At 38.7% G+C, this 20,777-nt stretch carries 19 protein-coding genes; 7 read left to right on the forward strand and 12 right to left on the reverse strand.

Annotated features, from left to right (window positions below; all coding sequences use genetic code 11):
* Both FT993_RS08190 and FT993_RS08195 read left to right on the forward strand, forming a co-directional pair.
* Entirely contained in the window at window positions 1-450 is a 450-nt protein-coding gene (locus FT993_RS08190) for a sterol desaturase family protein (RefSeq protein WP_147862066.1), read from the forward strand.
* A gap of 24 nt (window positions 451-474) precedes the next feature.
* Window positions 475-1,620 carry a lycopene cyclase family protein gene (locus tag FT993_RS08195; RefSeq protein ID WP_147862067.1) on the forward strand — a complete coding sequence of 382 codons (1,146 nt, stop codon included), beginning with the start codon at window positions 475-477 and terminating at the stop codon, window positions 1,618-1,620.
* On the opposite strand, the gene FT993_RS08200 is transcribed toward FT993_RS08195, so the two are convergent.
* The 6 genes from FT993_RS08200 to FT993_RS08225 all read right to left on the reverse strand — a co-directional run bounded on the left by FT993_RS08200 (window position 1,621) and on the right by FT993_RS08225 (window position 9,931).
* Window positions 1,621-2,181, reverse strand: coding sequence for a TlpA disulfide reductase family protein (locus tag FT993_RS08200; protein WP_147862068.1), 561 nt, complete (start codon window positions 2,179-2,181; stop codon window positions 1,621-1,623).
* Between the two features lie 90 nt (window positions 2,182-2,271).
* Window positions 2,272-4,536, reverse strand: a complete 2,265-nt coding sequence (locus FT993_RS08205) for an aconitate hydratase (RefSeq protein WP_147862069.1) — start codon at window positions 4,534-4,536, stop codon at window positions 2,272-2,274.
* 236 nt (window positions 4,537-4,772) lie between these two features.
* Window positions 4,773-5,726, reverse strand: coding sequence for a MoxR family ATPase (locus tag FT993_RS08210; protein WP_147862070.1), 954 nt, complete (start codon window positions 5,724-5,726; stop codon window positions 4,773-4,775).
* Window positions 5,727-5,729: 3 nt separating this feature from the next.
* On the reverse strand, window positions 5,730-7,166 hold the full coding sequence (locus FT993_RS08215) for a peptidylprolyl isomerase (protein WP_255504450.1): 1,437 nt from the start codon (window positions 7,164-7,166) through the stop codon (window positions 5,730-5,732).
* The gene (locus tag FT993_RS08220; RefSeq protein ID WP_147862072.1) at window positions 7,150-8,022 is read right to left on the reverse strand and encodes a peptidyl-prolyl cis-trans isomerase; all 873 of its coding nucleotides are present in this window, start codon (window positions 8,020-8,022) and stop codon (window positions 7,150-7,152) included. Before FT993_RS08220 ends, FT993_RS08215 begins: the two co-directional genes overlap by 17 nt.
* Window positions 7,994-9,931 carry a peptidylprolyl isomerase gene (locus FT993_RS08225; RefSeq protein WP_147862073.1) on the reverse strand — a complete coding sequence of 646 codons (1,938 nt, stop codon included), beginning with the start codon at window positions 9,929-9,931 and terminating at the stop codon, window positions 7,994-7,996. Before FT993_RS08225 ends, FT993_RS08220 begins: the two co-directional genes overlap by 29 nt.
* A gap of 118 nt (window positions 9,932-10,049) precedes the next feature.
* Here FT993_RS08225 and FT993_RS08230 point away from each other — a divergent pair, with 118 nt between their 5' ends.
* The gene (locus tag FT993_RS08230; protein WP_147862074.1) at window positions 10,050-10,508 is read left to right on the forward strand and encodes an SRPBCC family protein; all 459 of its coding nucleotides are present in this window, start codon (window positions 10,050-10,052) and stop codon (window positions 10,506-10,508) included.
* Entirely contained in the window at window positions 10,505-10,741 is a 237-nt protein-coding gene (locus FT993_RS08235; protein ID WP_147862075.1) for a hypothetical protein, read from the forward strand. Before FT993_RS08230 ends, FT993_RS08235 begins: the two co-directional genes overlap by 4 nt.
* A gap of 138 nt (window positions 10,742-10,879) precedes the next feature.
* Here FT993_RS08235 and carB read toward each other — a convergent pair whose 3' ends face one another.
* Together carB and rpmH are read right to left on the reverse strand one after the other, a co-directional pair.
* Window positions 10,880-13,735, reverse strand: coding sequence for a carbamoyl-phosphate synthase large subunit (gene carB, locus FT993_RS08240; RefSeq protein ID WP_147862076.1), 2,856 nt, complete (start codon window positions 13,733-13,735; stop codon window positions 10,880-10,882).
* 103 nt (window positions 13,736-13,838) lie between these two features.
* On the reverse strand, window positions 13,839-13,997 hold the full coding sequence (rpmH, locus tag FT993_RS08245) for a 50S ribosomal protein L34 (RefSeq protein ID WP_013071475.1): 159 nt from the start codon (window positions 13,995-13,997) through the stop codon (window positions 13,839-13,841).
* Between the two features lie 346 nt (window positions 13,998-14,343).
* Here rpmH and FT993_RS08250 point away from each other — a divergent pair, with 346 nt between their 5' ends.
* Window positions 14,344-14,859 carry a DUF2892 domain-containing protein gene (locus tag FT993_RS08250; protein ID WP_147862077.1) on the forward strand — a complete coding sequence of 172 codons (516 nt, stop codon included), beginning with the start codon at window positions 14,344-14,346 and terminating at the stop codon, window positions 14,857-14,859.
* Window positions 14,860-14,949: 90 nt separating this feature from the next.
* Complete coding sequence (locus FT993_RS08255; protein ID WP_147862078.1) at window positions 14,950-15,615, forward strand: redoxin domain-containing protein; 666 nt, start codon at window positions 14,950-14,952, stop codon at window positions 15,613-15,615.
* A gap of 2 nt (window positions 15,616-15,617) precedes the next feature.
* Here FT993_RS08255 and cls read toward each other — a convergent pair whose 3' ends face one another.
* Genes cls through FT993_RS08270 form a run of 3 tightly spaced genes read right to left on the reverse strand, consistent with a single transcriptional unit; the run spans window position 15,618 to window position 18,777 of the window.
* Window positions 15,618-17,075 carry a cardiolipin synthase gene (cls, locus tag FT993_RS08260; RefSeq protein WP_147862079.1) on the reverse strand — a complete coding sequence of 486 codons (1,458 nt, stop codon included), beginning with the start codon at window positions 17,073-17,075 and terminating at the stop codon, window positions 15,618-15,620.
* Window positions 17,072-18,040, reverse strand: coding sequence for a lytic transglycosylase domain-containing protein (locus FT993_RS08265; RefSeq protein WP_147862080.1), 969 nt, complete (start codon window positions 18,038-18,040; stop codon window positions 17,072-17,074). The genes cls and FT993_RS08265 overlap by 4 nt, the downstream gene beginning before the upstream one ends.
* A gap of 17 nt (window positions 18,041-18,057) precedes the next feature.
* Window positions 18,058-18,777 carry an alpha/beta fold hydrolase gene (locus tag FT993_RS08270; RefSeq protein ID WP_255504451.1) on the reverse strand — a complete coding sequence of 240 codons (720 nt, stop codon included), beginning with the start codon at window positions 18,775-18,777 and terminating at the stop codon, window positions 18,058-18,060.
* Window positions 18,778-19,020: 243 nt separating this feature from the next.
* On the opposite strand from FT993_RS08270, the gene FT993_RS08275 reads away from it, so the two are divergent.
* The gene (locus FT993_RS08275) at window positions 19,021-19,329 is read left to right on the forward strand and encodes an N-acetyltransferase (protein ID WP_147862081.1); all 309 of its coding nucleotides are present in this window, start codon (window positions 19,021-19,023) and stop codon (window positions 19,327-19,329) included.
* Here FT993_RS08275 and mtaB read toward each other — a convergent pair.
* Window positions 19,326-20,669, reverse strand: a complete 1,344-nt coding sequence (gene mtaB, locus FT993_RS08280; protein ID WP_147862089.1) for a tRNA (N(6)-L-threonylcarbamoyladenosine(37)-C(2))-methylthiotransferase MtaB — start codon at window positions 20,667-20,669, stop codon at window positions 19,326-19,328. The genes FT993_RS08275 and mtaB overlap by 4 nt on opposite strands.
* Between the last annotated feature and the right edge of the window lie 108 nt (window positions 20,670-20,777).

Consider the following 20,777-nt stretch of genomic DNA (forward strand, 5'->3'; position numbering starts at 1 on the left):
ATGCAAGTATTTTATTGGATATTAGTATTTCTGGCTACATTTTTCTTTATGGAGTTTATGGCTTGGTTTACACATAAATATATTATGCACGGCTTTTTATGGAGTCTTCATAAAGATCACCATCAAAAAGATCACAGCCACTGGTGGGAACGCAACGATTTATTCTTTATTTTTTATGCTTTGGTTAGTATAGGTTGTTTCCTTTTGTGGCGATATGAGGACATATGGTTTGCACTGCCCATCGGTTTAGGTATTTTTGCCTATGGCCTAGCCTATTTTACCGTACACGATATTTTTATACATCAGCGTTTCAAAATGTTTCGCAATGCCAATAATTGGTATGCCAGAGGAATAAGACGTGCACATAAAATACATCATAAACACTTAGGTAAAGAAAAAGGCGAGAACTTTGGTATGCTTATCGTGCCTTTCAAATATTTTAAAAAGTAAACACCTTTAAGGCTTCAAAGGCTTATGCTTAATACCGGCTTTCATTATACAATTGTTGGTGCGGGATGCGCAGGACTCCAGTTGGCTATGGCTTTGGCCGAAAAAACCCAAGCAACAAATAAAAAAATAGCCTTAATCGATAAGCGTAGGCCCAGTAAAAACGATAAAACCTGGTCGTTTTGGGAGGCTGGTGCAGGGAAATGGGATAGCATTCTATCTTCTTCTTATTCATATGCTTTTTTTAAAGCGCCAAATACAGAGTTAAAGCTTAAACTGAATCCGTATACCTATAAAAGCCTTAAGGCTGCAGATTTTTATACTTACTCATTCGAGAAGTTAAAGGCCTACGCTCACGTAATTTTTATAGAGGAAGAAGTTGTTAGAATTCAAGAAAACAGAAAGGAAGCAATTGTCACCACCGCTTTGGGTAGTTATCGTTGCAGCCATGTATTTGATAGTAGAATTCCAGCGGCTTTCTATAACCAAAACCGCTACCTAAAAATTCAGCAGCATTTTAAAGGAATAAGAGTTAAAACAAAAAATCCTGTTTTTAACACCCAAGCTTTTACAATGATGGACTATCGCTTTTCTTATCCTGATAGTACTAGCTTTATGTATGTATTGCCTTATAGCCCAAATGAAGCTTTAATCGAATTTACCTTCTTTAGTCCGTTTACGGTAAAAGAAAGTGTTTATGATCAATACAATAAAAACTACCTTAAAAATTATTTAAACACAACAGATTTTGAAATTCTAGAAACCGAAACGGGCAATATTCCAATGAGTAATTACCCTTTTCATAAACACCACACCAACCGCATCACCAAAATCGGCACCGGAGGGGGTTGGGTGAAACCCTCTAGTGGTTATTCTTTTAAAAATACCGAAAAAAAAGTCAAACAAATAATCAAAAACATCGAGGAAGATAGACTTACTTCTTATGGTCTTTACAGTAAAAAATATAACTTTTACGATACTATATTTCTAAAGGTTTTACAGGATAACAACCATTTGGGACCTTGGCTATTCACAAAGTTTTATTCAAAAAACTCTGTACCCACAATGTTTCGATTTTTAGATGAAGAAAGTCGATTTAAAGAGGAGTTTAAAATTATGCGAAGTCTTTTTAGCTGGGCATTCATCAAAGCTTTTTTTCAAACTCGTTTTTGATTATTGAGCGAGTAATCGGTCGAGAATACCTTTGGTTTTATCGCTGTTCCAACTTGCTGCCCCAGTTTTTTCTAGCACGATCTTACCCAATTTATCAATAAAAAAAGTTGTTGGTAAAGCATTGCTTTGTAAACTAGTAGGAGGCTGACTTTGCGGATAATATACCGGCATACTATAATTGTGTTTATTCAAAAAAGCATCAACCTTACTCGCATCATCTTGAGTGATAAAATAAAAACGCACCCGGTCTTTATAGGCCGTATACAAGTTTTCAAAATCGGGCATTTCGGCCACGCAAGGCGGGCACCAAGTAGCCCAGTAGTTTAAAACGATAACCTCTCCTTCAACCTCTTTCAAGTTATGCATTTGTCCTTTAGCATCCCGCAAGGCCCAAGAATAAGATTCTAAACGCTTTTGGTCAGCAGCATCTTTCATACTCGGACTAAAAGAAATAATTCGGTTTACCGTAACCATAATAGGCATTCGAGTTTGCGGAATGATTAATAAAATCAAGAACAACCCAAATAAAATACTACTCCAGTGCTTTTTAAGAAACTTCATTTTTAGGTTTAGTCGATTATATACCTTAAAACTAACAAAAAAGCCCCTGAAATCAGAGGCTTTTTTAGTTATTTAAATAGAATTTCTGGCTTAAGCATTCATCTTTTTAATCAAGTTAAGCGCAGAACCTTCTTTATACCATTCGATTTGATTCTCGTTGTAAGTATGATTTGCTTTAATCACATCTTTAGAACCATCGGCGTGTACCACTTCAATGGTTAACGGCTTGCCTGGTGCAAACGATTCTAAATCTATAAAGTTAAAAGTATCATCTTCCTGAATTAAATCATAATCGGTTTCATTGGCAAAAGTGATTCCTAACATACCTTGTTTTTTCAAGTTGGTTTCGTGAATACGAGCAAAAGATTTTACCAATACTACATATACACCAAGATGTCTAGGCTCCATTGCTGCGTGTTCACGTGAAGAACCCTCACCGTAGTTATGGTCTCCTACTACAACGGTAGGAATACCTGCAGCTTTGTATTCACGTTGAGTATCGGGAACACCACCATACTCACCCGTTAATTGACTTTTAACAAAGTTCGTTTTCATGTTAAAGGCATTCACAGCACCAATCAAACAGTTGTTTGAGATGTTATCAAGATGCCCTCTAAAACGCAACCAAGGTCCGGCCATAGAGATGTGGTCTGTAGTACACTTCCCGTGTGCTTTAATTAACAATTTAGCACCGGTGATATTTTTGCCATCCCAAGGCTCAAATGGTGTTAACAATTGTAAACGCTCAGATGTTGGCGATACTTTAACTTCTACCGAGCTACCGTCTTTACGAGGTGCCACATAACCAGGGTCTTCTACATCAAATCCTTTAGGAGGAAGCTCTAAACCTTTTGGCTCTTCTAGCATCACTTCTTCTCCATTTTCATTGATTAATTTATCGCGGGTAGGGTCAAAATCTAATCTTCCAGAAATTGCAATGGCCGCTACCATTTCTGGCGAACCTACAAATGCGTGGGTATTAGGGTTTCCATCGGCACGTTTTGAGAAGTTACGGTTAAACGAGTGCACAATGGTATTTTTCTCTTCGCCTTTACGGTCGCTTCTATCCCACTGTCCAATACAAGGTCCGCAAGCATTGGTAAAGATGGTTGCATCTAAATCTTCAAAAATTTGAAGCAATCCATCGCGCTCGGCCGTATAACGAATTTGCTCTGATCCTGGGTTGATTCCAAAATCTGATTTTGCTTTTATGTTTTTATCTACCGCTTGTTTAGCAATCGAAGCGGCTCGAGTAAGATCTTCATAAGAAGAGTTGGTACAAGAACCGATAAGACCCCAATCTACTTGAATAGGCCAACCATTCTTTTGTGCTTTCTCGCTCATTTCTGAGATAGGAGTGGCTAAATCTGGAGTAAATGGCCCGTTTAAATGCGGCTTAAGCGTTGACAAATCAATCTCGATAACTTCATCAAAGTATTGCTCTGGGTTCGCGTAAACTTCGTCATCTCCCGTCAAGTACTCACGTACTTCATTCGCAGCATCGGCCACGTCATCACGATTGGTCGCGCGTAAGAAACGCTCCATAGAGTCATCATAACCAAAGGTCGAAGTAGTTGCTCCCACTTCGGCTCCCATATTACAAATGGTTCCTTTTCCTGTACAAGACATCGCCTTAGCTCCTGGACCAAAATATTCTATAATCGCACCAGTACCTCCTTTTACGGTTAATATACCGGCTACTTTTAAAATTACATCTTTAGAGGCCGTCCATCCGTTTAATTCACCGGTTAACTTCACCCCGATTAATTTAGGGAATTTCAACTCCCAAGGCATTCCCGCCATTACATCAACAGCATCTGCACCTCCAACACCAATAGCTACCATTCCTAGTCCACCAGCATTTACCGTGTGTGAATCGGTACCAATCATCATTCCACCAGGAAAAGCATAATTCTCTAATACCACTTGGTGTATAATACCAGCTCCTGGTTTCCAGAAACCTATACCGTATTTATTTGAAACCGACTCTAAGAAATCAAAAACCTCATTACTGGTTTCATTGGCACGTTTTAAATCTTTTGCTGCTCCCTGTTTAGCTTGAATTAAGTGATCACAGTGCACCGTAGTAGGCACCTCTACCTTCTTTTTACCCGCTTGCATAAACTGCAATAAAGCCATTTGTGCCGTTGCATCTTGACAAGCAATACGGTCTGGCGCAAAGTTTACATAATCGGTTGCTCGCTTATAAGCCGTTGTAGGCTCTCCATCCCAAAGATGGGCGTAAAGTATTTTTTCTGAAAGCGTTAAGGGTTTACCCACAATCTCACGCGCTTTGTCTACACGCTCTGCGATTTGGTTGTAAACCTTTTTAATCATATCAATATCGTATGCCATAGGTTTAATTGTTTTAAAGTGCTGCGAAAATAAGCAATTCCTATCAAATTAAAAAATAACTAGGCTTTTTAGCTTTTCTCAGAAAAATAAGCAACAAAATCAAGAAAACCTTACTTAAAACGAGTCTAAATAAGGTTTTTTACTTAAAATTAATCAGTATGAAAATTTTAATCTACAATCTTACGATTCTATTAAAAATAAGGATAAAAACTTAACATAAAATCAATTTGTGGTACTTACAGTATTTCAGCGATAATGCGTTCTTCGGTAAATCCCTCTGCTTCAGCTTTGTAATTTTTAATGATTCTATGTCGCAAAATTCCGGTGGCAACCGCTTTAACGTCGGCTATATCGGGCGAAAATTTGCTTTTACTTGCGGCATGGGTTTTCGCCGCTAGAATTAAATTTTGTGAGGCACGTGGACCAGCTCCCCAGTCTACATACTCCTTCACTAAATCGGGTGCAAATTCTCCCGCGGGTCGGGTTTTACCTACCAGTTTTACCGCATACTCTACCACATTGTCGGCAACTGGCATCTGCCTTATAAGATTTTGTAACGAAGCGATTTCATCGGCAGTAAACAGCGCTTTGATACTTTCTTTACGGATATTAGTCGTATTCTTTACCACATTTACTTCTTCTTCATAGCTGGGATATTCTAACAATATAGAAAACATAAACCGGTCTAACTGAGCTTCTGGTAAAGGGTATGTTCCCTCTTGTTCTATAGGGTTTTGGGTAGCCAAAACAAAATAAGGTAAGGGTAAGGCATAACTTTTACCGGCCACAGTAACATGCTTTTCTTGCATAGCTTCAAGTAAAGCAGCTTGGGTTTTAGGTGGGGTACGATTGATCTCATCTGCCAAAACAATATTGGCAAATACCGGCCCTTTGATAAATTTAAATTGACGTTTTTCATCTAATAACTCTGCACCTATAATATCACTCGGCATTAAATCGGGTGTAAACTGTACCCGTTTAAAATCGAGTCCCAAAGCTTGCGAAATGGTTTGTACCATTAGGGTTTTTGCCAATCCAGGCACACCGATTAACAAAGCGTGACCTCCAGAAAAAACCGACCATAATATTTGATCAACAACTTTCTCTTGACCTACGATTACCTTGGCGATTTCAGCTTTTAATTCTTGGTATTTAGCTACAAACTGTTCTAGTTTTTGAACTTCTGTCATATTTTATTGCTTTAACCAGTTACTTTTAAAATCGCATTGCTTGTAGTCATCGCTAATTTTGATATAGGTATCCATAATCTTTTCACGCTGCCATTTCTCAATCGATTTCAATTGTTTTTCGCGCAAGGCAAGCTCCTTAATTTTGGTGTAGTCTTGAGCATAATTTGCCAAGTGCTCTTCATGCTTTTTATTAACCGTTACCAGTTTAAAGAATTTGGTTCCGGTTCTTGTTTGATCCATTAAAACAGAAGAAACTTCTCCTTCTTCTAAGTTGTTTACTTGATCGTAAATAAGCGGATCGATATCGGTCAATTCAAAACGGGTATCGCCCGATTTCGGATTGATTAATTTCCCTCCATCTCCTTTGGTTTCTTTTTCTTCAGAATACAAACGTGCCGCCTCGTCAAAAGTAATTTCATTATTTACAATTTGCGTACGAATACTATCAATTTTCTTGCGTGCCGCTTGTACGGTTTCTTCGGTTACCTGTGGTATTAAGATAATATGTCGAATATCCAACACCTTTCCTTTAATTTTATCTAACTGTACAATATGGTAGCCAAACTCGGTTTTGAACGGCTTACTTACTTCGCCTTCTTGCAAACTAAATGCCACTTGCTTAAAATCTTTGTCTAAAGGGTCATTCCTCGTAATACTCATTTGCCCTCCACGCACGCTGGTTCCGTCTTGAGAATACAATACAGCCTTGGTTGAAAAACTAGCTCCGTTTTCTACAATATCGGTACGCATTTCATTTAAACGATCAATTACCTTTTGCTTTTCGCTTTGGGGTACTTCGGGTTTAATTACCAAGTGTGCAATTTCTACCTCATCGCCAAACAAAGGGCGTTCATCTTCAGGAATAGAGTTAAAAAAGCTACGCACTTCTTCGGGAGTTACCTCCATCTCGCCAACAATTTTATCTTGCATACGGCTACTTAAAGTACGTTCTTTATTGATTTTAAAAAGTTCTTCGCGTAAATCGGCCTCGGAATCTTTGCGATAAAAAGCCAATACTTTCTCAATATCACCCACTTGCGCCATCATACGGTCTAACTGCTGATCGATCATCGCGTTAATTTCATCGGCGCTTACAACAATAGTACTGTCTAGCTGGGCGTGATGCGCATAGAGCTTATTCTCCATTAATCGCCCCACCAATTGGCAGTCGTTAATCTGGCTCATATCCATACCTTGGGTTTTAGCATCGGCCTTCATTTTTAAAATATCACTCTCTAAAATCAAGTAATCTCCCACTACAGCAGCAATTCCATCCGCTTTAAAGCGCTGAAAGGTTTTCACCGAATCGGCTTGCTGAGCGAGCAACAATTGCTCTTCTTCGCCGGTGATTACCAAAGTACTGTCTTGTGGTGTGGTTTGTGCCCAAGCAGTGGCCAGAAGACCTAAACAAAACACCATGCTACTAATAAAACTCTTCAAATTTTCTATTTTTAATTGCATTATCTATAATTTCTTTTTCTAATTCATCGGCCAGTTTCAACTTGCGTCTGTTGATTAAAATTTGTTTAATCGTCGGCTCCACATACTCTACCGGAGCCAATTCATTCCGGGCTTTAAAGTCTTTTATTTTCACTAAAAAGACGCTGCTCGAGTCTTCAAGTTGCAAAAGCTTGCCTTGATTTTCTTTTACCTTTTGCTCGTCGAGCAAAGGTACATCTTTTATCACATCTGCTAAGTTATACCAAGTAGAATCATTAAATCTAAATTTTAAATAAGTGAAGGCCTGATCTTGAATATCTATTTGATCATCAAGATTAAACCGATCAAAATTCTTTTTCAATTCTTTAGTGTTGTTAAAATCCAACGGAATTTGAATATAACGCAAGCGCACTAAATTCTGATTGAGCTTAAAGTTCTCCTTATTCTCTTGGTAATAATCACGAATGGCTGATTCGCTTACCGTAGTATCTATACGTTGCCCTATGAGCATACTTTTATAAGCTTCACTATATAGATTTATTTTATACTGCTCTACCAATCGGTTAAACTCTTGTTGTTTTTCTTGAGGTAGATTAATCTTCGCATGGTGCAGCAACAATTGCTCAGTCGCCCAATCTTTTACATAATTGCGCAAAAAAATTACACTATCCTCTCCGGTTAATTGCTTAGGCATTAAATCCAATACTTGCTTTTCATACAAGTAATTGTCATATACCTTGGCCAGTGGCGCCTTTGATTCTGTAGGAACCAAAAGATCACACTGCACCAAAAATAGCGACAGTAAGCCAAGCGAGCTTAAGCGGATTTTATTTAAGTTCTTCTTGTAATTTTTCAAAAACCGACTGATTAATGGTTATATTATTTTCGGCGCGCAACTGGGCAATCCAATTTTCTTCCAACTGGCGCTGGTACGCATTAGCTACTTCTCCTCTAATTTCGGCCAAAGGCGGTATACCGGCCGGCTTCACCTCTTCTATCCATAACCAAACATATTGCCCGTTATGTTTATAAATTTTACTACTGCCTTGTTCTGGTTTCAACTTAGCAGGTATTTGCTCATCATTAAGCGAGTAGCGACCCTGATCAAATAAAAGATTTTGCGCTCTAAAACGCTGCCTTAAAGCCGAGGCATCTTTTGGATTTTTCGACCAAGCTTTACGTAAATTTCTTAGTGTTTTCTTATCTGTGCCAGAGGCTATGGTTGCTTTAAATTGCGCTGGTTTTTTAAAATCTTTTGCATGTTGTTCATAAAACTGTTGTAAACCAAGCGAATCCTTATTGCTTGCCTCCCATACTTTCTGCTGCATCAAATCAAACAAAAGCAAACCGTTTTTGTACTCTTCTATAATACCAGCATACTCTTTATTATACTCATCTAAATGTTCTTTATAATAGCGTTTCTTTTCAAGCTTAATGTAGTTTTTAAGCAATTGTTTTACCCATTGGTTTTTAACAAATTCATTTCGCGGCGTTTTCACTTGGTTAATCACTAAGTAGCTAAAGAAATTCGCGTAGGTTTTGGTTTCTTTAGGAAATTTAACCACAAAATCTTCGGGTAGTTTTTCGCTTAAAGCGGATTTGTCTTTAGTAGTAAAAAAATCTTCATCAATAAAATTCATAAAGAAAGTTAAGGCTTCAGGGTTCTCTTCTACCTCAATAGTCGAATCAATTTTTTTAATGATATCGGCATCTATCATCTGTGCGCGTACATCTTGTTGCACTTGTCTTGCCAATTGATCTTTCATATCGCTATACGGCAGTAAATCTTGCTTAAAAATAAGCTTAATCAAGTGCCAACCAAATTCGGTATTTACCGGATCAGAAATAGGATTTTCTTCGCTCAAAGCAAAGGCAGCCTCTTCAAACTTAGCGCTCATCAAACTAGCTTTTTCAAAGGCTTTTAATTCTCCACCATTTGCAGCGGTATTGGTATCTTCGCTGTATTGTTTAGCCATATCGGCAAAACTTGCCCCTTGTTTAATACGATCGGCAATGGCTTTAATCTTTTCTTCGGCATCTTGCCCTCCTTCTTTATCGGTAAGCATAATGTGAGCCACTTTTACACGTCCGCCAGCCTCGCGTTTTCCCGTTACATGAATCAGGTGATAACCAAATCGGGTTTTTACCGGATCAGATACTTCCCCTACAGGCGTAGCATAGGCAGCCGTCTCAAAAGGGTAAATCATTTTAAAGGGTCCAAACCATCCTAGCCGACCTTGGTTCTCGCTCACACTAGGATCATCTGAATATTTCAAAGCCGCCGCTTGAAAACTCATCCCCTCGTCTATTTCTTTCTTTATAGCCGTGACACGTTGAAAAACTTTCAGTGAGTCTTTTGCGGTGGCATCTTTTGGCCATTGCAATAAAATATGAGATGCTTCAAGCACGTGCTGCTTACGCTTGTACGCCTCCTTTACCAACTCTTCTGTAGCGGTGGTATTGCGCATAAACTTATCGGCCAATTGCATGCGATAAATATCAAACTCCGCTCGATGACTTTGCAAAGTATCTAATTGCAGTGCATAGGCTTCTTTTAGTTTCAGCTTATAATCAATAAATAAATCTAAGTAAGATTGCGCATCCCGATCTTCTGGATCCAGCAAATCGAGGTTTTTAGAGAACACCCGTTTAAACTCTTCGGCCATTACCGGCTCATCGTTAATTTTAAGTAAAACTTGTTCTTGATCTTGAGCCCAAAGCAAACTGCCAAAGCTTAAAAAACAAAATAAAACGATTTTTTTCATGATTTCTTTATTAATTCGCCCAAAAATAACAATTCTAGAGCGTTAAACAAGCATAAATAAAACGCATAAAATAGAAAATTGATATCTTAGCTACCGAAAAAATTTTAGCCCATCGATTATGAAATACAAAATTGAAATAAAGGTAGCGGTTCCTCGCCACATTTTTATCGAAAAAATGGATTCGATTGAAAATTTAAAACACTGGCAAGAAGGACTGTTAGAGGCTAGTCCGATTACCGATATTCAAGGCGAAGCGGGCAGTAAAATGAAACTGCGATACAAAATGAATAATCGCGAAATTGAAATGGTAGAAAAAATCATCAGTATCAATCTTCCCGAATCCATGACTGCCGAATACACCACCCGAGGGGTTAAAAACATTCAACACAATACATTTATCGATAATGCCGATGGCACCACTACTTGGGTAGCCGAAAACGAATTTATTTTTTCGAGTTTAGCATTAAAAGTCATGGGATTTTTGATGCCCAAAGCTTTTAAAAAGCAAAGCTATAAATACATGGAAGCTTTTAAAAATTTTGCCGAAAACGGCAGCAGTTTAGTAGAAAGAGCATGAGAAACTTAGAACTAATTTGGGACTTCCGCGGTCCTGATGCCGAAAAAACTGCACAGCACCACCTGGTTCATCTAAAAGAGTACAACCAACGAGAAAATTTAGGGCTAAGTGTTTTTAAACAAGTACAAATCAATCCTATGCATTGGGAAACTTATTTGGTTTGCCCTGAGTCATTAATGATTCGTTTGCGCGACGCACTGAAACCTCACCGAGCAAGGCTACATCAAGCATAATTAGCATTCACTACTTTTTGGAGATTGAAGCAATTAAGCTAAAATTTATAAAAGCCTCGCTTTTAGCATCACCAATAAAAAAAATCCCTTGCGGTACTAAGGCAAGGGATTTTTATTTTATTAACAATAGGCTTTCTCCTAGCTGGTGAGATACATTTTTCTACGCGCATACAAATCATAAAAAGCATCATCGCGTAAGCTATCGATAAACAAAATACTCTCTCCAGTACTCTTCATTTCTGGCCCTAGTTGTTTGTTTACATTTGGGAATTTGTTAAAAGAAAACACCGGCTGCTTGATGGCATAACCTTCAAGTTGAGGGTTGAAATCAAAATCGGTGACTTTCTTCTCTCCCAACATTACTTTTGTAGCATAATTCACATAAGGTTCGCCGTAAGCTTTTGCGATAAATGGCACAGTTCTCGAAGCACGTGGATTGGCTTCAATTATATACACCTCATCGTCTTTTATAGCAAATTGAACATTGATTAAACCAACCGTTTTAAGCGCAAGGGCAATTTTCTTGGTGTGGTCTTTTATCTTTTGAATAACCAAATCGCCTAAGTTAAAAGGAGGTAGCAGCGCATTTGAATCTCCGCTGTGAATACCACAAGGCTCAATATGCTCCATAATCCCAATGATATACACATTTTCGCCATCGCAAATAGCATCCGCTTCAGCTTCTATTGCACCATCTAAATAATGGTCGAGCAAAAGTTTATTATTGGGTATGCTACGCAATAAATCTACTACGTGCTGCTCTAATTGTTGTTTGTTAATGACAATCTTCATTCCTTGACCTCCCAGTACATACGAAGGACGCACTAAAATAGGGAAATTCAATTCATCGGCTAAAGCCAAAGCTTCATCGGCTGTTTCGGCTGTACCAAACTCAGGATAAGGAATGTTGTTCTCTTGTAATAATTTAGAAAAACTACCACGGTCTTCGGCCAAATCTAGGGCTTCATAACTGGTTCCCATAATTTTAATACCGTATCGGTTCAGTTTCTCGGCTAGTTTTAAAGCCGTTTGCCCGCCCAACTGTACAATAACCCCTTCGGGTTTCTCGTGACGAATAATATCATAAATATGCTCCCAGAATACCGGCTCAAAGTACAGCTTATCTGCCGTATCAAAATCGGTCGAAACCGTCTCTGGGTTACAATTAATCATAATGGTTTCATAACCGCATTCGGCTGCAGCCATCACCCCGTGTACACAGCAATAATCAAACTCGATTCCTTGTCCTATTCGGTTAGGTCCCGAACCAAGCACTATAATTTTTTTCTTATCGCTCACCTCACTCTCGTTGTGGCTGTATTGTTTACCGTCTGCCGTTTCAACTACATCCTCAAAAGTAGAGTAGTAATAAGGTGTTTTGGCAACAAACTCAGCCGCACAAGTATCAACCAGTTTGTATACGCGTTTGATATTTAGCTCTTCTCGTTTTTTATAAACTTCGCTTTCTAAGCAATTTAGCATATGGGCAATTTGACGGTCTCCATAGCCTTTTTGCTTAGCCTCGAGCAAAATTTCTTTGTCGATGTTTTCTATAGTATAATTACTAGCGATTTCTTTTTCTAGATGATATAGCTCTTCATATTGCTTTAAGAACCACATATCTATTTTGGTGATTTCGTGAATTCTACTCAGCGGAATACCCAATTGTATCGCATCATAAATGACAAACACGCGATCCCAGCTTGGGTTGGCCAATTTTTGTACAATGGTCTCGTAATCGTTAAGTCCTTTACCGTCTGCTCCCAAACCGTTACGCTTGATCTCTAACGACTGGGTTGCTTTATGCAGCGCCTCTTGAAAAGAACGCCCGATACCCATTACCTCACCTACCGATTTCATTTGTGGTCCTAACAAGCGGTTAGAGCCTTCAAACTTATCAAAATTCCAGCGGGGTATTTTTACAATAACATAATCTAAGCTAGGCTCAAATAATGCCGATGTAGTTTTGGTAATTTGATTATCCAACTCGTCTAAGGTATAACCCAAAGCCAACTTGGCGGCTATTTTTGCAATAGGGTAACCGGTTGCTTTTGACGCTAAAGCGGATGAACGCGAAACCCTCGGATTGATTTCAATGGCGATGATATCTTCTTTTTCATCTGGACTCACGGCAAATTGTACGTTACAACCGCCGGCAAAGTCACCTATATTGCGCATCATCTTTATAGCCATATCGCGCATACGCTGAAAAGTTTTATCGCTCAACGTCATAGCAGGGGCTACGGTAATAGAGTCTCCGGTATGAATTCCCATCGGATCCATATTTTCTACGGTACAAATAATCACTACGTTGTTGTTTTTATCGCGTAGTAATTCTAATTCATACTCTTTCCAACCCTGTAAAGCTTTATCAATAAGCACTTCGTGAATAGGTGAAACTTCGAGTCCGTGGGCTAAAGCCTGCTCAAATTCTTCTTTGGTTTCAACAAATGCGGCACCAGCTCCTCCTAGAGTAAAAGAAGCTCGAATTAAAAGCGGCAAGCCAAATTCTTGGGCAATTTCTTTCCCCTCTAACATCGATTTAGCCGTTTTGGCAGGTGCTACAGGTATATCGATACGTGACATCAACTGCTTAAACTCTTCTCGATCTTCGGTTATGTTGATCGCAGCGATATCTACACCGATTATTTTCACATCAAAATCTTTCCAAATACCCTTTTCATCTGCTTCAATACACAAATTCAAGGCCGTTTGTCCTCCCATTGTGGGCAATACCGCATCAATCTGCGGATGTTCTTTTAGGATTTCAATCAGCGATTTGGTGGTAAGCGGCTTAAGGTATACATGATCGGCCATAGTGGGGTCGGTCATAATGGTAGCCGGATTAGAGTTTATCAAGATGGTTTCAATTCCATCTTCGCGCAAAGAGCGCAGCGATTGGCTACCAGAATAATCAAATTCACAGGCTTGCCCAATTACAATAGGACCAGAACCTATAATTAATATACTTTTTAAATCTTTATTTTTTGGCATAACGCTAGCAGTTATAGATGTTTAAATTTAAGTAGATTCTAGATATAAAAAAAGGCGTTACCACCGGTAACACCTTTAAAAAATTTTGATAACACAATCATTATTAGTGCTTATGTCTATTTTCTGAAGAAACAGAAAGTTTCTTTCTACCTTTAGCTCTTCTTCTTGCAAGCACTTTGCGACCGTTAACACTGGCCATACGCTCTCTAAAGCCGTGCTTATTTTTTCTTTTTCTTTTCGAGGGTTGAAACGTTCTTTTCATCTTAAAATATCTTTAATCTTCTGTTGAAATCTTAATTCTAAAAATATAAAAGCCTTGCTGCTTTTAAACTGCGGGCAAATATACAACAAGTTTTTAGTCTCACAAATGGAATATTAATTTTTTTCGGGTTTTTTTATATCCCAGTAAGAGGCTTTTCAGGGCCTGGGCAAAGTAACAAATAAATACTTGATTTTAGGTACTTTAAATCTCAAGTTTTTATACCAATTAAAGATCAGGTTTAACCTATTAATAAATTTAGCATCTATTCACACGGGTCTAGCCTTCGATCACAGCTATGAGCATTCATTTTTTTTCTTACCTTTGCGGACATTAAAAAAAACAAATTATGTTTAATAAGAACCTTAAACTGGTTTTAGCTGGGGCCATTTTTGCCTTTGCGATTTATCAATTTATAGAAGGCCAAATTGGAAACGGTATTTTTCTAATCTTGCTCGCCTCAATTTTTGTTTTCCTTTATTTTAAAAATGAATTGATTCTACTGGCTTTTTTACGCCTGCGTAAACAAGACTTTGACGGAGCTAAAAAATGGCTTGATAAAATTAAAAACCCTGAATCGGCATTGGTGCAAAAACAACAGGGGTATTACTGGTACCTACACGGTTTAATGGTATCGCAAAAAAATATGACCAAAGCCGAAAAATATTTTAAACGCGCCATTAAACTAGGGCTATCGATGAGCCAAGACCTAGCCATGGCTAAATTAAACCTTGCCGGAATTGCCATGACCAAAAGACGTAAACGCGAGGCACAAATCTTATTAAAAGAGGCTAAAAGCTTAGATAAACATAATATGCTTGCCGATCAAATCAAAATGATGAAACAGCAAATGAAGCGAATATAAAAATCAGGTATCATATCATTAACACAAATGCGTAAAATTTATTTTTTACGCATTTTTTTTATATATTTATTGAAGATTAATTCGGTGAATATGCAAAAACTTTTACTATTACTCATTTTACTACCTTTTTTTTCTTGGAGTCAAGACACCAAGCAGAAGGAGGTGTTGTTTTCTGATGCTGTAGGCAAGCATATAAAAACCTACAAAAAGAAAGCCCGTAAGGCTTATCGACATAAAGATTATGAACGCGCACAAATTTTATTCGATTCTTTGGTGAATCACCAGTTGCGCGGTACCTATCTCGATAATTTCAAGGTTTCTTGTGTGCGCACTGGTAAAACCTACTTTAACGATTTTAAAAAACCTATGTATCTCATGACTTATGCTTCTTGGTGTGTGGCGAGCAAGGGTGAAGTGCAATCGTTAAATACCTTAGCAAAAAAATATAAAAAAGAAATTGACTTTGTAGTCTTGTTTTGGGACAAACGTAAACAAGCCCGTAGGGTTAGTCGTAAATATAATCGCTTTGTGCATGTATTGTATGTAGATGAACTCAGCAACCGTGAGGCGCATTTGGTAAAAACTATGAAACATTCCTTAGGTCTTCCTACTACTTTTTACATCAGTCAAGATAAAGAGATTTTAGGTATTGAACACCTGCCTAAACCTCACATAGAACAAGACATAAAAAATGCAGTACAATTCAATGCTCAGCAATTTAAAAAAGGAGTACAGGTACTATTGGCTAGTCCTTAAGCTTACAGTAAAGGAGCCCATAGCCTAGAGAAAGATTCTTTTATTTTTTCCTTTAAGGGTCGTTCTATCCAGGGCTCTAGCAACACTTCTTCGCAATCTTGTTTATCTTTTTCAAAATGCCCTTGCATTTTCTGTGTAAAGTCTTCGTTGTAAATCAAGGCATTGATTTCAAAATTGATTTCAAAACTGCGGTAATCAAAATTAGAGGTACCTACACTGCATAACTGACCGTCAATGAGCATCGTCTTAGCATGCAGCATGCCTTTGCAATAATGAAATATACGAATACCTGAAGCCAGTACTTCTCTAAAATAAGAATGCGTCGCATACTTCGCAGCCCAAGAATCTCCGTCACGCGGACACATAAGCTGAATATCAACCCCACGTGCAGCTGCGGTTTTTAGGGCGACCAGCATAGGCTCATTAGGAATAAAATAGGGCGTGGTGATTAAAATACTTTCTCGTGCCTGATTGATTGCCGTAAACAAGGCACGCATTATGTGTGGACTGTCGGAATCTGGGCCGCTGGCAACGATTTGCATAGCCACCTCGCCACAGTCTTTTATTTTAGGAAAATAATCTTCAGCTATATTTATTTCTTTTGAACCGGTTACAAAATTCCAATTCAATAAAAAATGAGTGTGTAAAGATTTGACCACATTCCCTTCTAAGCGTAAGTGAATATCGCGCCAAAAAGAATCGTTTAAGCTATTTACATACTCATCACTCACGTTTATGCCTCCTACAAACCCGATGCTCCCATCAATCACGCACAGTTTGCGGTGATCACGATAGTTTAGTTTACGCGTAAGATTAGGAAACCATACGGGCATAAACGGATAAATTTCTACACCCGCCTCCTCTAACCTCTGCTTATCACGACTTGCTAATTGACTACCTACATAATCATAAATTACCTTTACAGCAACTCCCTCTTGAGCGCGTTCACAAAGCAAATCAAGCAATTGTTTACCGATTTTACCCTGACCAAAAATATAATATTCTAAGTGGATAAAGCGCTGGGCTTTTCTTATAGCATCAAAAAGCGCCTTAAATTTCTCATCTCCATTATTCAGTAAAAGCACATCATTACCAAAAGTCAACGGCTTACGTTGGGTGTTTTGCACCAAACCTGCTACAGCTGAGTACTGCTCAAGAAAAGCCTCCTCGTACTTTTTAAGCGACTCCTCATCTGCCAACAGTTTTTTCTCCCACTTCTTGATGATTTTATGATTAAGCACCCCTTGGCGTTTAAACATTTTATCTTTGCGGTATTCCTGACCAAAAAATAAATAGACCAACAAGCCTACAAAAGGAAAAAGCAACAAACCTAAAACATAAGAAAGCGTAGAAACCGGATTCCCATTGTTGCGAATCACAAAAAAGGCTGTTCCTATAGCCAATAAGTAATTCAGGATCAATAGGCTTATGAGCCAATTGTTGCTTATGAAGTCTATCATTCGGGTTGGTAGGTATACACCTCATCAAGAGGAATTTCCAATTCATAAGCCTTACGCGAGGCATTGTCTAAATGCGCTTCGCGCAACCAAGGATTATGAATTTTTAAAATCTTATAATTAATATCCATTTTCTTAGCAAAACGGGCAAAGTTGGTTACCGGTGTATCTATCACCACAGTTCTGGTGGGCACCGGACTATACAAATCTTCTTTATTAAAGTGGAAACCATAGGCTTTTGGCTGACTAAAAATCGTTTTAATTGCCAATATACGGAACACGTATCTACCGGTTTCTATATTCAACAACAGGTCGTAATAATCATTTACCTCTTGGCGATCTTGCTGTTTACGAATCCCGTAATTTCCTGCATTATAAGCAGCGGCAGCAAGGGTCCAACTTCCCAACTCTTCTTTGGCTTTTTTCAAATAAGCACAAGCCACTTCGGTCGATTTGGCGATATGGTAGCGTTCATCGATATTGTCATTGATTTCTAAACCGTACTCCCGTCCGGTGGTTTTCATTATTTGCCAAAAACCTGTAGCACCTGCAGGCGACACCACTGGCATTAAGCCACTTTCGGCAACCGCCAAGTATTTAAAATCATCGGGGACACCATGTTTAGCTAAAATCGGTTCAATAATAGGAAAGTACTTGTTCATGCGTTTGAGTAACAACAAGCCATTTGACTGCCAATAGGTATTCACCAACATTTCTCGATCGAGTCGCTCCCGAATATCCGGATTATCTAAAGGCACCGCCTCCCCGGCAAAATTAATGTTTTCGGGTATAGGCAAAGCATACACTTTATAATCTTTTACATGCGGCTCCGCTTTTTTGGGCAGCAAATCTTTTTCAATTAGGGCTTCATAATCATTATGCTGCTGGTAACTACTCAGCGCCAGCGCTCCAATTCCACTCAGGGCAATCACCCCTACTACACTTAAAAACCGATTCATCCTCTTCATACGTATATTTTTTTTTCTTATTCATCTACCAGCACGCCTTGCTCTATATAGGCTGGCAAGTGCTCATTAAACCATCTAAAACGTTCGATGATCATCGCATGCGTACCACCTTGCACCGGAATATAGTTTTGTATATATTTCACAGGAAAAATAGGATCTTCGGTCCCGTGAATATGCACCAAACCGGGCAATGGTTTTTCTTGTTTCCAATGCAAGATTTGCTCCAAAGACCAATCTAAATATTCTTTTTGATGCACGCTTAAATATTTTTTATACCATTTCGCCCGCTTGCGCGTGTAGCTTCCTACTGGCCAGTCTGATAGGTTTTCAATCTTCTGTGCCCATTGAGTAGGTAAAAGCTTATACAATCTCATGCTCTTTGCCCAACGCAAGCGTCTTGGCATCTCTAAATGCGTTTTGATACTCGAAATAATAATCACTCGGCGTACGGCTAGCAATTGAGCTAACTCTTGCACGATTATTCCGCCAAATGACACTCCGATTAATACCGGCTGCTCGTGTTTGATTTCGGGCAGATAGCGCTTCACATAATGCTTCAACGTTTCTCCCATTTCGGGCATCTTCCAAGACAAATACACCAATTTGAACCGATGTTCATCCAATTGTAGGTATTCAAAAATAGCCGGACTAGCAGCCATACCGGGCATAAAATAAACCGGTATTTTTTGTTTTACTGCAGGTGGGGTTTCCACCGATGTAGGCGAATCGTTTAGCATAATTTACTCAACACAAATCTAATAGGAATATACTAAAAAAAGCCTCTTGTTGCCCAGAAATTATTGAGATTAACTTTTTACTATTCCGCGCAAGCATATAAACTAGAGCAAGCCTTTAAATCCAAGCCTTAAAGAAACGTCAAAGTCTACTCCTTTACACCCGTACACGATAATTTTTCGTATCTTTATACTTGTTTATGAGCCGATTGACGCTAAAAATAATCTGTTTAAAATTTATAAATTATGCCCAGTATTACCGCCCCTTTAAAAGACAATGAATTCATCAGACAATTTGAAGCCCAAGTAGATCAAGTATTCATCGCAATTGAATATAGCAAACAAGAACGCAAAATATTTCTTTCTCGTTTGCATCAAAATCCGCCAGAAGGTTTAACCACCGTACAAGTAGACACCTTTCTAGAACAGGTATTTGATTATGTGCGCAGCTTAGGCCGATTAAAAATTGTGCCCACCGGTAAAGAAGTAGCCCGCTTTTTTAAGGCCCGCAAAAAACAATATGACGATTTAATTCCTATGGGAATGTCGCTTTAAATCGTCGCCTCTTCGCCTACAAAATCAAAGCGCACCAAGCCGTCTTCGTCTATTTCGGTTAATTTTATGCGATGTATGGTATTCACAAAACTAGGATCCCACGGCATTTTTACTTTCACGTAGTTTTCGGTAAATCCGTGTATATAACCGGCTTTATTTTCGCCTTCAAATAACACACTACGTTCACTACCCAATTGCTCTTCATAAAAAGCACGTCGCTTTTTAGCCGACAAGCCGCGTAGCATTTTGCTGCGTTTTTTGCGTTGCTTTAAGGGCACTACTCCTGGCATACTTGCCGCTGGCGTATTCTCACGCTCAGAATAAGTAAATACGTGTAAATAAGAAATAGGTAAATCGTTTAAAAAATTATAAGTCTCTAAGAAATGCTCCTCGGTTTCACCGGGAAATCCTACAATCACATCTACCCCTATACAAGCGTGCGGCATTGCCGCTTTTATAGCCTGTACCCTATTTACATACAAATCACTCATATACCGGCGACGCATTAATTTAAGCATCGCATCGCTACCGCTTTGCAGCGGAATATGAAAATGCGGCACAAAACTGCGGCTTTGTGCTACAAAATCTATGGTTTCATTTTTCAGCAAATTGGGTTCTATACTCGAAATACGCAAACGCTCTATACCTGGTACTTCATCTAGAGCCTGTACCAATTCATAAAAGGTATGCTCATGCTTTTTATTGCCAAACTCACCTTTTCCATAATCACCAATATTCACTCCGGTTAGCACAATCTCTTTGATATCTTGTGCGGCGATTTCGGCAGCATTGTTCAATACATTAGGTAAGGTATCACTACGCGATATTCCCCTTGCCAGCGGTATAGTACAGTAGGTACATTTATAGTCGCAACCGTCTTGTACTTTTAGAAAAGCCCGGGTTCTGTCACCAATACTATAACTTCCCACATAAAAATCGGCTTCATCAATTTCACAAGCGTGTACTAAACCATTTCCGCCATCGAGCTTGGGTTGGGCTAACAAATCATTCAAGTAATGCGTGATTTTAAACTTTTCGGTTGCTCCTAAAACTAGGTCTACGCCGTTTACATCGGCTAGCTCTTCAGGCTTGAGTTGCGCATAACAGCCCACGGCAATCACAAAAGCATCTGGATTTACTTTCTGCGCCTGTTTTACAATACCCTTAAAACGTTTGTCGGCGTTTTCGGTTACACTACACGTATTGATCACATATATATCGGCCGACTCATGAAATTCTACCCGATTAAAACCTTCCTGCTCAAAAGAACGAGCAATGGTAGAGGTTTCCGAAAAATTCAACTTACAGCCTAAGGTATAAAAGGCTACTTTTTTTGCTATTTCTGTCTCACTTCCCACGCGCTATCCAAATTTCTTTTAGTATTATTGCCAAGCTTAACTGCTTGGTTTTCTTTAAAAATGTGTGCAAATATACAACCTAATTCTTGT

Origin of the sequence: Mesonia sp. HuA40, assembly GCF_008017835.1 — a bacterium.
Taxonomy (GTDB): domain Bacteria; phylum Bacteroidota; class Bacteroidia; order Flavobacteriales; family Flavobacteriaceae; genus Mesonia.